This is a genomic window from Thermoanaerobacter uzonensis DSM 18761 (assembly GCF_900129115.1).
Classification (GTDB): Bacteria; Bacillota; Thermoanaerobacteria; order Thermoanaerobacterales; family Thermoanaerobacteraceae; genus Thermoanaerobacter; species Thermoanaerobacter uzonensis.
Genome location: NZ_FQUR01000010.1, coordinates 1 through 12,027 on the forward strand (window position 1 = coordinate 1; position 12,027 = coordinate 12,027).

The window sequence follows — 12,027 nt, forward strand, 5'->3', positions numbered from 1 at the left end:
TATAAAAAGAATAAAAAAAGAGAAGAACTCCTTCAGGAAATTGCCCAATCAAGCATACCTTACTCTGTAGAATTAAAACTTAAAAATGGCAATATATACGCCTATTTTGCTATTGAAGAAGAATATCCAGAAATAAAAATAACAAAAGAAAAAGGAGCAATAGGAATAGATATAAACGCATATCCAGACAACATATCATGGGCAGAAACAGATGAAAAAGGCAATCTAATAAGCTATAATAAAATACCAATGACAGAGGTTGCAAGTGGAAATAAAGACAAAAGAGAATATTTCAGATGGCACTATGCTCATGAGATAGTAAAAATAGCAAAAGAGAAAAGAAAAGCAATAGTAATTGAAGAATTAGAAATAAAAGAAAAAGGTAAAAGAGGAGACTTTTCAGGGAGAAAATCAAGAAGGATAAGACATAATTTCAGCTATAAATCACTTCTTTCAAAAATAAAAACACTAGCAAAAAGAGAAGGGATAGAAGTAATAGAAGTCAATCCTTATTACACCTCAATAATAGGGATGTTAAAATATGCACCGCAATACATGATAACAAAAGATATAGCAGCGGCCTATGTAATAGCAAGAAGAGGGTTGGGACTGCAAGAAAAGATACCAGACAATTATATAAAGTTTCTCAATACATTAACTGTAAAAGAATTAGAAGAATTAAAAGAGCATGTAAAGAAAACAGTCAAAAACAAAAAGTTAAAGAAAAAACACTTAAAAGAAATAAACAAAGCAATAGAATTTTTACAAAGCCTTGAGAGTAAGCCAGAAAGGGTACTAAAACCTCTGAAGGGAACAAGTTTTAGTGCCTATAATTTCTGGCGAGTTCTCAAGGTAGCGGTGGTAACTCCACTCTCCCCTGAGAAGGTAAAAAGAGACTTCTCTGCCCTGAGGGAATTATTAATTCAGGGTAAGTGGGGAGGCCCTTAAGGGCGCAAGTTCCTGCTTCTTGGGGCAGGGGCTATGACTTTCCCAAATACCGCCTGCTGGGGCTGGGAAAGTCTGAAGGGCGGACTACAAATACCCCAGCTATCTGAACTGTACAGTTTAGGTAACCAGGTATAATTTCATGATGAATAAATTTTTACATCAATTCATACTTTTGTTTTTGGTAATGTCTATTTTTTGCAGATGTAGCAATATTAGTAGTTATCAGAAAGAAATATACAATGACAATGCTAAAATAATAAATCAAGGAGATAGTTATACATTTTTAAATAGGGTAGGAGATATAAAAGATAACAACTTAAAAATAGTATACAGTGGTTTTTATGGAATGGAGACTATTTGGGAAGTAGAATCTGAGGGGAAAGGGACAGTAACGATTAAATTTGATTCAAAAGTAGATAAAGGCAAATTCAAATTGGTATTTATTACACCTGAAAATAAAGTAATAAATGTTTTTGAACAAAGCGGAAAAGGTGAAAAAACTATACAAACTGAAAAAGGTAAAAGCAGGATAAAAATTGTAGGTAATAATGCAAAAGGACAGATTGAAATAAATATTAAGACTTCCGGGTATGCTATGCTAAAGAAAATTCAAAACATTTTTTAAAATACAAACTATGATTTATCAACGTATCATATCATGCTAAAATAATATTGAGGTGACTTATATTGGAGCATTTTATTATAGTAGAAAAGATTTTGTTGAACATTGGAATTATTTTATTGGGATATTTATTTAAAAGATTAAAAATCATACCAGATAACGCTGGAGATGTACTAAGTAAAATAGTTTTATATATTACACTACCTGCTACAATATTAATAGTTTTTTCTGAGCATACTATTAATTTGCATTTATTAATTTTGCCTATTATAAGCATTCTTTTAGGTTTACTTACTTTTTTATTAGGTTATTTTATTGTAAAAAAAGTTAAATTGGATGATAAAGATAAATGGACTTTATTAGTTTCTATATGTGGGTATAATATTGGTTTATTTGCTTTGCCTTTTATACAGCAGGTGTATGGAAGTAAAGGAGTAATGACTATTTCAATGTTTGATATAGGCAATTCTTTTATTGTTTTTGGACTTGCTTATGCTGTAGCATTTTTAGGTTCTGATAAGGAGAATTTTAATTTAAAAGAAGTAATAAGAAAAATAATTTTTTTCTTTCCACTTGATATATATTTATTGTCTCTCTTGATGAATTTTTTAAATATTAAGTTAGGAGAAATTGTTAAAGATTTTATTTATCAGCTCTCTATATCTAACAGTTTTCTTGCTTTATTTACAATAGGTTACTTTTTAGATTTTAACTTAAATAAAGATGAGTTAAAAGCTTTGGGCATAGGCATGTTTGTTAAATTTTTGCCTGGTATCATTTTATTTTTATTATTGGCATTTTTATTTGATACAAGCCAATTGATTGTAAAAATTATTGCAATTGGTTCGATACTCCCAACTCCAATGGTGGCTGTATTATATTCCAATGAAAGGGGACTTAATCCTAAACTAGCTTCTGTTTTTATAACGATGTCAATAGTTATTGGAGTTATATTAATGAGTATTGTTATGCTAAAATGGTAAAATTAATCAAATATCATCTATTTATTTTTTTAAATGTAGAGTCTTTAAATGAGATTTTATAAACTTTATTTTACATCTAACCTATTAATATGAAAAGAATTATCCAAAAAATCAAAGCCTTGGCTTTTAAAAAAATTCCATATCCATTCATTCATTCCGATCATTTCGATAGGGTTGTAGTGTAATCCAAAGAGTTTTTGAGCAGCATTAATATAACCTTTTTCTTTTATATAATTTTTTACTTCATTAGCAAAGCTATCGCTTTCTACTTGTTTTGAAATTTCAAACAATTTTTCTGCCAAATTAAAATTTTTATCATTAATGTTAATTTTTATATTATTATATTTTTCGTTATCATAGTATTTTATTATTTCCTCGTCGCTTAAAATTTTATACTTTTCTTCAAAAATTACAGCGTTCTTATTGAGTTTTTTATTAGGTTTTCCAGAATTTTTTGGATAGCCCAGACACATTGCTAATACGGGTATTGTAAGTTCTGGTAATGACAATATTTCTTTTAGTTCTTCATATCTCAAGTTTGGTGTACCTAAATATACACATCCGATATCTTTCAAAGTGCAGGCACTTTCGATGCTTTGTGCTGTGCACATAACATCTTCAAGGCTTATTATAAATTCTAAAAATGATCTGTGGCGCCCGTAGGGAGATTTGCTTAATTGACACCATTTGCGTTGCTTGTAAAAATCTAAAATAAAAAATAGTATGGTGTCTGCAGCTTCTATAAAATTTTGTCCTAATATTTGACGTAAAGTCTTTTTTGTTTCGTTATTTCTTACTTTTATTATGGTAATTGGTTGAGTATTCCCACCACTTGCGGCTGCAAGCCCAATATCTAATATTTCATCTAAATCTTCATCTGGTATAGGTTTTTCTAAAAAACTTCTGCAACTTTTTCTATTTTTAAGTTTGTCTAGTGCATCCATTGAAAGCCCTCCTTTTCATTTGATTTGCTAATGTTATTATAACATAGATATTGACATAATTAAGCTAATGAAACCTTTAATGAAAAACTTTTATTTGCCTCTTCACTTTATCAGTTCAATTTGATAAAATATGTACTATACATAAAAAAGGTATAAAGGGGGATGCATTGTGAAGAGTATACGGATATACGACACAACATTAAGAGATGGAGTTCAAGGACAAGGTATATCTTTTACTGTGGAAGATAAATTAAAGATAGTTAAAGTTCTTGATGAGTTTGGTGTAACCTATATTGAGGCAGGTAATCCTGGGTCTAATCCTAAAGATATTGAATTTTTTGAAAGAGTTAAAAATATTAAGTTAAAAAATGCTAAATTAATCGCTTTTGGCAGCACAAGAAGAGCGAATACAACTACCGAAGAGGATGCTAATGTGATTTCCCTTTTAAATGCTGACACAGAGGTAGTAACTATTTTTGGCAAGTCATGGGACTTTCAAGTTACAGAAATTTTGAAAACTGCTTTAGAAGAAAACTTAAAAATGATTTATGATACAGTAAAATTTTTCAAAGACAAAGGTAAGTCAGTTATATTTGATGCAGAGCATTTTTTTGATGGTTACAAACAAAATCCAGAGTATGCTTTAAAGACATTAGAAGTAGCATTAGAAGCGGGTGCAGACAGTGTATGCTTGTGTGATACAAAAGGCGGAACTTTTCCTATGGAAGTTTATGAAATAACAAAAACTGTTGTGGATAAATTTAATACAGAAGTAGGAATACACTGTCATAATGATAACGGAATGGCTGTCGCAGATTCTATAATGGCTGTACAAGCAGGGGCAATACAAGTACAAGGTACAATAAACGGTTATGGTGAAAGATGTGGCAATGCGAATTTATGTACCTTGATACCGAATTTGCAATTACTTATGGGATATAAATGTGTGCCTGATGAAAATCTGAAACAATTGACTCATTTAGCGAGGTTTGTAAGTGAAATTGCAAATATCACTCACGATGAAAGAGCGCCTTATGTGGGGAAAAACGCATTTGCCCATAAAGCAGGGATGCATGCTGATGCTGTAAATAAAAATACTTACTCTTATGAACTGATTGATCCTTCTTTAGTGGGAAATAGCAGAACCTTTTTGATTTCTGAAGTTGCCGGAAGAGGGGCAGTTTTAAATGCTATAAACGAGATGGACCCGACAATCACAAAAGATTCACCTGAAACAAAATTAATTCTCGACAAATTAAAAGAAATGGAGTATTTGGGGTATCAATATGAAAATGCAGGAGGCTCTTTAGAACTTTTGATAAGAAAGGTTCTTGGAAAATATAAACCAGCATTTAATTTAAAAGAGTTCAAAGTTATTGTAAATGAACCCTCTGTTAATAGTGTTAATTCTTTTGCAATTATAAAGGTGGAAGTAGATGGAGTGGAAGAAATAGCTGCTGCAGATGGAGACGGTCCAGTGCATGCTCTTGATAATGCTGTAAGAAGAGTATTGGAGAGATTTTACCCACAGATAAAAGAGATGAGGTTGACAGATTATAAAGTGAGGGTTTTAGATTCTAATTCTGCAACTGCTGCTAAAGTTAGAGTTATAATAGAGTCGACAGACGGAAAAGATTCTTGGAGCACAATTGGGGTTTCTACAGATATTATTGAGGCCAGTTGGAGAGCCCTTGTTGATTCAATAGAGTACAAACTTAACAAAGAAAGTTAATTCAAAAACGGAGAAATTGACATGAATTGTCATTGATGTTAAAGTAAAAATGAACATGTCAATTTCTCTTTTTTTGAAAGGAGAATACATCTTGATAATAAGTGCAAGCAGGAGAACGGATATTCCGGCTTTTTATAGCGATTGGTTTTTTAAAAGAATTGAGGAAGGCTATGTTTTGGTGAGGAATCCTTTTAATTTTCATCAAGTCAGTAAAGTCTCTTTAAAGAAAGATGCAGTAGATGGCATTGTGTTTTGGACAAAAAATCCAGAAAAAATGATACCGAAATTGCATTTGATAGAGGACTATGCTTATTATTTTTTATTTACTTTAAATCCCTATGATAAAAGAATAGAGAGGAATGTGCCAGAAAAATCACATATAATTGAAGTTTTTAAAAAGCTGTCTAGCAAAATAGGGAAAGAGAGGGTAATTTGGCGTTATGACCCTATTATTTTAATTCCCGAATTTGATATAGAATACCATGTAAAAAGCTTTAAGGAAATAATGTCTGAACTTTACGGTTACACTTCAAAATGTATCATTAGTTTTGTGACCTTTTATCCTAAAATGCGTAAGAATTTAGAAAAGATAGGTGCTTATGAGATAAATAAAGAACAGAAGTTAGAAATTACATATAGATTTTATGAAATAGCGAAAGAGCACTCAATTAAACTTGAGACTTGTGCAGAAGAATTGGATTTATCTTCCTATGGTGTAGAGCATGCAAGATGTATAGATCCGGATTTAATAGCGGAACTTTCGGGGAAAAAGCTTAATGTAGGAAAAGATAAAAATCAGAGGAAGCTTTGTGGTTGCGCTGAAAGCGTCGATGTTGGTGCTTATGATACTTGTTTGCATGGTTGTATTTATTGCTATGCAAACAGCAATATAAGTTCTATAAAAGAAAATGTAAAGCAATATGATGTGAATTCTCCACTGTTGTGTAGCAAATTGGCTGAAAATGATGTAATAAAAGAAAGGGGAATTAAATCTTACGCTATTAGCCAAACTTCAATTTTTGATAAATGAAAATACTCGACCTTCAGGTTCCGGCAGGGTACCCCGTCAGGTGGCATCCATGCCTTAAGGTGACCGCCTCCGCCATCCATGGCTTCGGCCCTGCCTCCACCTTTGGTCTTGCTAAGTTTTGTTGCCGCTTTGTCACAAGTCACTCCTTATACAAAATATCTCCTTTACGAAAGTTTGTCTACAGTCTGAAGAGATAGTTTTTGACCATCCTTTATTTTTGTGCATAAAGCTCAATTATTTTTATTATAACTTCGACTGCTTTTTCCATTGCATATGTCGGTATAAATTCATATTTACCGTGAAAATTATGCCCTCCTGTGAATAAATTAGGTGTTGGAAGCCCCATATAGCTTAATCTTGCTCCATCAGTGCCTCCTCTTATAGGCACTATTTTAGGTTCCACTCCTACTAATTTCATTGCTTCTAATGCTGTATCGACTATGTGCATATGCTTTTCAATTATTTCTCTCATATTGTAATACTGGTCTTTAAGTTCAAGCTCTAGTGTGCCTTCACCGTATTTTTTATTTAATGTTTCTACAATGCTTTTTAGGTATTCTTTTTTATCTAAAAAAGTTTGCTTATTAAAATCTCTGATAATATAATACATTTTAGTTTGTTCTACATTGCCTTCAAAATTGTTCAAATGATAAAAACCTTCATATCCTTCAGTATGGGCAGGAGTTTCATGTTCAGGTAACATATTTTGGAGTTCTATTCCAATCAAAATGGAGTTTTTCATTTTTCCTTTTGCGGTTCCTGGATGCACATTTCTGCCATTAATTTTGATTTTAGCACTGGCAGCATTGAAATTTTCGTATTCTATTTCTCCAATTCCACCACCATCTACAGTATAAGCAAAATCACAATTAAATTTTTTTACATCAAATTTGTCTACACCCCTACCAATTTCTTCATCAGGTGTGAAGGTTACTTTTATATTGCCATGCTTTATTTCAGGATGATTTATTAAATATTCCATAGCTGTTATTATTTCTGCAATTCCTGCTTTATCATCAGCCCCTAAAAGAGTTGTTCCGTCTGTGGTGATTAAAGTTTTTCCTATGTAATTTTTGAGCTCTGGAAATTCAGTAGGAGATAATACTATGTTTTTTTCTTTGTTTAAGATTATATCTTTGCCATCATAATTTTCTATTATCTGAGGCTTTACATCTTTGCCGCACATGTCAGGACTTGTGTCCATATGAGCTATAAATCCTACTGTAGGGAGTTTTTTGTCAGTATTTGAAGGAAGTAAAGCCGTAACATAACCGTTTTCATCTACATTTACCTCTTTAAGGCCTATTTCTTCAAGCTCATTTGCTAATTCTTTTGAAAATATTAATTGACCTTCAGTGCTAGGATAACTTGAGGAACTTTCATTCGATGTTGTATGATATTTTATATATTTTAAAAATCTCTCCACTACTTTTGACATATAGAAAACCTCCATCATTTAAAATTTTTCCCAATGTAAAACTTCAGATAAAGATTTTTTATATTTTGGTTGAGGCTCTTCTGCGGGATATCCTAATGATATAATAGAAATCATTCTTAAGCTGTCAGGAATTTTGAGGTATTCGTTTATTTCTTTTTCGTAGGTTCTGTTATACCCCGCTACCCAACAGGAACCTATGCCGTAGGCAGTAGCTGCGAGTAATATATTTTCTGTTGCTGCTGAACCATCTTCTAAGTGATGTCTGTTATTTCTATCGCAATAGACGATGACACAAGCTCCTGCATCTTTAATAAATTTTCCATATGTAGCTTTTTCTGCTATGAATTTAAGTCTTTCTTTGTCTGTTATAACGACGAAATGCCAGGGCTGTGCGTTATTTCCACTGGGAGCAAGCCTTGCGCAGTCTATTATGTCTTCTAGTATTTCTTTTGGAATAGGTTTATCTATGTATTTCCTTATACTTCTTCTCTTTTTTAAAGCCTCTAATGCCTCCATAATTTCGCACCTCCTCTTTATATTATATCCCATAAAGTAAAAATTCCAAAAAGATTGACAAAAATTTAATACTGTATAAAAATAAAGCTAAGTAAACTTATACATACTTTTGAAAAACTTGAATAAGATAGATTTATGATATAAAATATGAGTATGTAAATAAAGAATGGAGGTTTACATATGAGGAAATTGATAGGTTTTGATTATTCAAAAGCATTGCAATTTGTAAGTGAAAAAGAAATTGAATATATGGAAAGGCATGCAAAGTTATCTCTTGATATGGTGCTTAATAAAAATGCTCAAGGGAATGACTTTTTAGGATGGGTAAGTCTTCCCAAAGATTATGATAAGGCAGAGTTTGAACACATTAAAAAAGCAGCAGAGAAGATTCAATCAGATTCTGATGTGCTTGTAGTTATAGGTATAGGTGGGTCTTATTTAGGGGCAAGAGCGGCAATTGAAATGCTTTCTCATTCCTTCTATAATTTATTGCCAAAAGGTAAGAGGAATACGCCGGAGATTTATTTTGCTGGAAACAGCATAAGTTCTACATATTTAAGTGATTTACTTGAACTTATAGAAGGCAAAGATGTTTCTATAAATGTAATATCTAAATCTGGTACTACCACAGAGCCTGCGATAGCTTTTAGGGTTTTTAGAGATTTCCTTGAGAAAAAATATGGAAAAGAAGGGGCTAAATCGAGAATATATGTGACAACAGATAGAGCGAAAGGAGCTTTAAAAAAATTAGCTGATGAAGAAGGATATGAAACATTTGTAATTCCTGATGATGTTGGAGGAAGATACTCAGTTTTGACAGCTGTAGGCCTTCTACCAATAGCAGTAGCAGGCATTAGCATAGACGATATGATGCAAGGTGCTTACGATGCTTCAACAGTCTATACTAAAGACAACCTTAATGAAAATATAAGCATGCAGTATGCAATTTTGAGAAATATTTTGTACAGAAAAGGCAAAGCTATAGAAATACTTGTAAATTATGAGCCAAAGCTTCACTATTTCTCTGAATGGTGGAAACAGCTTTTTGGAGAAAGTGAAGGTAAAGACAATAAGGGAATTTATCCTGCTTCAGTAGATTTTACGACAGATTTACACTCAATGGGGCAGTTTATACAAGAGGGAAGCAGAAATATTTTTGAAACAGTTTTAAATGTTGAAAAACCTGTTAAAGATATAGTTATAAATGAAGACAAGGACAATATAGATGGGCTTAACTTTTTAGCAGGAAAAACTATAGATTTTGTCAATAAAAAGGCTTTTGAAGGTACATTATTGGCTCATACAGATGGAAATGTTCCTAACTTCGTGGTAAATATTCCGGAAATATCACCTTATTACTTTGGTAATTTGGTATATTTCTTTGAAATGGCTTGTGCTATAAGCGGATATATAAATGGGGTTAATCCATTTGACCAACCAGGAGTAGAGGCTTACAAGAAAAATATGTTTGCACTTTTAGGAAAACCAGGATATGAAAAAGAAAAAGAATTGTTAGAAAAAAGATTGGGAAAATAAATTAAAGGCCGGGCAATTGCGCGGCCTTTTTAAATAGGGGTTAACTTATTTTTTTGTGTACATTAAATCGTAGTATTCTTTTAACATTCTATTAGCTGAGAAAGCTTCATAAGTCGTCCTTATACTTTCTCTCATCATATTTTCCCATTTCGCTTTATCGTTGTAGTAGGTTGGAACTACTTTATTTAAAAGGACGTTATAAAGTGCTTCGAGGTCGTGTTTGTCTAATTCTTCTATGTTGTCAGACTCAAAACCATCTCCAAATTGCCAGCCATTTACTCCGTCTATACAAGCTTCTGGCCACCATCCATCTAAAATACTTAAATTTAGCACTCCGTTCATGGCGGCTTTCATGCCGGAGGTACCACTGGCCTCTAATGGTCTTCTTGGATTGTTTAACCACACATCAGCGCCTCGAGTAAGCATTTTTCCTATTGTCATGTCGTAATCTTCTAGGAATACTACGCTTTCAGGATATTTCTTTGTCATGTCTATTAATTTTGCGACAATTTTTTTACCCACGTCATCTAATGGATGACCTTTTCCTGAAAATACCATTTGAATTTTTTTAGACCTTAAATAATCACCTATAACTTCGTCATTGGTAAATATAAGGTCGCTTCTTTTGTAAGGAGCAGCTCTCCTTGAAAAACCTATCAAAAGCTTGTCAGTGTCCAATTTAACTCCTGTCCTTTGATATACAAAATCAATTAAGTCTTGTTTCAAAATATTATGAGTTTGTAGGAGTCCTTCACCTTTGTTGTAGGCTTCTATTATCCTTTTATCTACCCAAGTGTTTCTGTCAATACCATTGGTTATGGAGATTATAGGTGCTTTGTTGTCAACATGTTGCCACATTTTGTTTGCAGTTTGCCCGTGAAGTTTTGAGACACCGTTTGCAATGCGAGAAAGTCTCAAACCTGCGACTGTCATATTAAAAGGAACACCACCGATTTGAGCCATTTGCTCAATTGAAAGACCATTGTTTGCGCCCATGTACATAAGAAGTTCTAAATCGTGAGATTCGTTTCCTTCTTTAACAGGGGTATGGGTTGTAAATACTACTTCTTCTCTTGTAGCTTTCCACGCCTCTTCAAAGCTCATATTTTGATTTTCCATTTTCTCTCTTATAAGCTCAATGGCTGCTAATACTGCATGCCCTTCGTTAAAATGATAAACATCTACATCAATTCCCAAAGCTCTTAAAGCTCTTACTCCGCCAATGCCTAACACTATTTCTTGTGCGACTCTTTCTTCGCCAAACCATCCATAAAGTTGACCTGTTATCCATCTATCTCCATTTTCTGGTATATCTGTGTCAAGCAAATACAAAGGTGCATTGTCAAAGCTGTCTACCAACCATACTTTGCAGTATACATCTTTGTTTCTTATTTTTACTTTTACCTTTACTCCTGTGTCCTTTAAAAAGTCGTATTTGCGTGTGTAATTGCGATAAGCATCATAAGGGTATCCGTCTTCACCGATATGTTGTTCTGTATAACCTTGTTTCCACAGTATGCCTATTCCTACTAAAGGCATACCTAATTCTTTTGCGGCTTTTAGATGGTCTCCTGCTAAAATGCCAAGACCACCTGCGTATAGTTTGAAATCTGATTGTAAGCCGTATTCCATGCAGAAATAGGCTACTTTTGGCAATTTTTCATTACTCATATTAAACCTCCTCATTTTTCAAGTGTTAAGTATATTATAATATTAAAAAAATCATTATGCAAGTGGTTGCACAAGTATTAAAAATAAAAGCAGTGTTATTGCTCAATAATTTTTATATCTATGTACGGGCCACTCAGTGAATGCTAATACTAAAAGCATTATAAAATTCACAATAGGTATAAACATCAAAAGGCCATATGCTCCTCCATAACCAGTTTTATCAAAAATTTTCCACCAGATTAAACCATAAAGTATAATTGATCCAATAGAAAGGATACCAAAAATAAGAGATGAGAACATGAAAAACATTCCTTTCTCGAAAATTTGTATTCTTTACAATTATAGTATAGCAAATAATATAAAAAATTTACAGATTTATTTTAAAAAAGTTAAAAGCCTGCAAAATCTTTAGAGAGGGACAAAAAAATTTCTATTGACATAGGAGTTAATCCATAGTATCATATAGCTTAAATAGTTTAACAATTTAATACTTTAAAATCTCTTATCGAGAGTGGTGGAGGGACTGGCCCGATGAAACCCGGCAACCGGCATTTTATATGCGTCTTGGTGCCAATTCCAGCAGCGTTTCGCTGAAAGATGAGAGAGT

At 32.7% G+C, this 12,027-nt stretch carries 10 protein-coding genes and 1 riboswitch; of the genes, 6 read left to right on the forward strand and 4 right to left on the reverse strand.

Features of this window, described 5'->3' with window-relative positions:
- The 3 genes from BUB32_RS05735 to BUB32_RS05745 form a co-directional block, all read left to right on the forward strand.
- Positions 1-948 (forward strand): IS200/IS605 family accessory protein TnpB-related protein (locus BUB32_RS05735; protein ID WP_072968228.1); only part of this gene is annotated, 948 nt, incomplete at its 5' end.
- A 139-nt stretch (positions 949-1,087) separates the two neighbouring features.
- Positions 1,088-1,573, forward strand: a complete 486-nt coding sequence (locus tag BUB32_RS05740; protein ID WP_072968230.1) for a hypothetical protein — start codon at positions 1,088-1,090, stop codon at positions 1,571-1,573.
- Positions 1,574-1,635: 62 nt separating this feature from the next.
- Positions 1,636-2,553, forward strand: coding sequence for an AEC family transporter (locus BUB32_RS05745; RefSeq protein WP_072968232.1), 918 nt, complete (start codon positions 1,636-1,638; stop codon positions 2,551-2,553).
- A gap of 65 nt (positions 2,554-2,618) precedes the next feature.
- Here the strand turns inward: BUB32_RS05745 and BUB32_RS05750 are convergent, their stop codons facing one another.
- A complete protein-coding gene (locus BUB32_RS05750; protein ID WP_072968234.1) occupies positions 2,619-3,497 on the reverse strand; it encodes a nitroreductase family protein in 879 nt (292 codons plus the stop codon).
- Positions 3,498-3,666: 169 nt separating this feature from the next.
- On the opposite strand from BUB32_RS05750, the gene cimA reads away from it, so the two are divergent.
- Complete coding sequence (gene cimA, locus BUB32_RS05755; protein WP_072968236.1) at positions 3,667-5,229, forward strand: citramalate synthase; 1,563 nt, start codon at positions 3,667-3,669, stop codon at positions 5,227-5,229.
- Positions 5,230-5,320: 91 nt separating this feature from the next.
- Positions 5,321-6,259, forward strand: a complete 939-nt coding sequence (locus BUB32_RS05760) for a DUF1848 domain-containing protein (protein ID WP_072968238.1) — start codon at positions 5,321-5,323, stop codon at positions 6,257-6,259.
- Positions 6,260-6,470: 211 nt separating this feature from the next.
- Here the strand turns inward: BUB32_RS05760 and pepT are convergent, their stop codons facing one another.
- Together pepT and BUB32_RS05770 are read right to left on the reverse strand one after the other, a co-directional pair.
- On the reverse strand, positions 6,471-7,697 hold the full coding sequence (gene pepT, locus BUB32_RS05765) for a peptidase T (protein ID WP_072968240.1): 1,227 nt from the start codon (positions 7,695-7,697) through the stop codon (positions 6,471-6,473).
- 18 nt (positions 7,698-7,715) lie between these two features.
- Entirely contained in the window at positions 7,716-8,213 is a 498-nt protein-coding gene (locus BUB32_RS05770; protein WP_072968242.1) for a nitroreductase family protein, read from the reverse strand.
- Positions 8,214-8,393: 180 nt separating this feature from the next.
- Between BUB32_RS05770 and BUB32_RS05775 the strand changes: the two genes are divergently transcribed.
- The gene (locus tag BUB32_RS05775) at positions 8,394-9,749 is read left to right on the forward strand and encodes a glucose-6-phosphate isomerase (protein ID WP_072968244.1); all 1,356 of its coding nucleotides are present in this window, start codon (positions 8,394-8,396) and stop codon (positions 9,747-9,749) included.
- A 45-nt stretch (positions 9,750-9,794) separates the two neighbouring features.
- On the opposite strand, the gene glgP is transcribed toward BUB32_RS05775, so the two are convergent.
- On the reverse strand, positions 9,795-11,420 hold the full coding sequence (gene glgP, locus BUB32_RS05780) for an alpha-glucan family phosphorylase (RefSeq protein ID WP_072968246.1): 1,626 nt from the start codon (positions 11,418-11,420) through the stop codon (positions 9,795-9,797).
- 499 nt (positions 11,421-11,919) lie between these two features.
- Positions 11,920-12,024, forward strand: a riboswitch (SAM riboswitch).
- Positions 12,025-12,027: the final 3 nt, after the last annotated feature.

Excerpts from the sequence above, each read along its gene's own strand:
- pepT (WP_072968240.1), bottom strand. The coding sequence starts at position 7,697 with ATGTCAAAAGTAGTGGAGAGATTTTTAAAATATATAAAATATCATACA.
- BUB32_RS05750 (WP_072968234.1), bottom strand. The coding sequence starts at position 3,497 with ATGGATGCACTAGACAAACTTAAAAATAGAAAAAGTTGCAGAAGTTTT.
- BUB32_RS05740 (WP_072968230.1), top strand. The coding sequence starts at position 1,088 with ATGATGAATAAATTTTTACATCAATTCATACTTTTGTTTTTGGTAATG.
- glgP (WP_072968246.1), bottom strand. The coding sequence starts at position 11,420 with ATGAGTAATGAAAAATTGCCAAAAGTAGCCTATTTCTGCATGGAATAC.
- BUB32_RS05775 (WP_072968244.1), top strand. The coding sequence starts at position 8,394 with ATGAGGAAATTGATAGGTTTTGATTATTCAAAAGCATTGCAATTTGTA.
- BUB32_RS05770 (WP_072968242.1), bottom strand. The coding sequence starts at position 8,213 with ATGGAGGCATTAGAGGCTTTAAAAAAGAGAAGAAGTATAAGGAAATAC.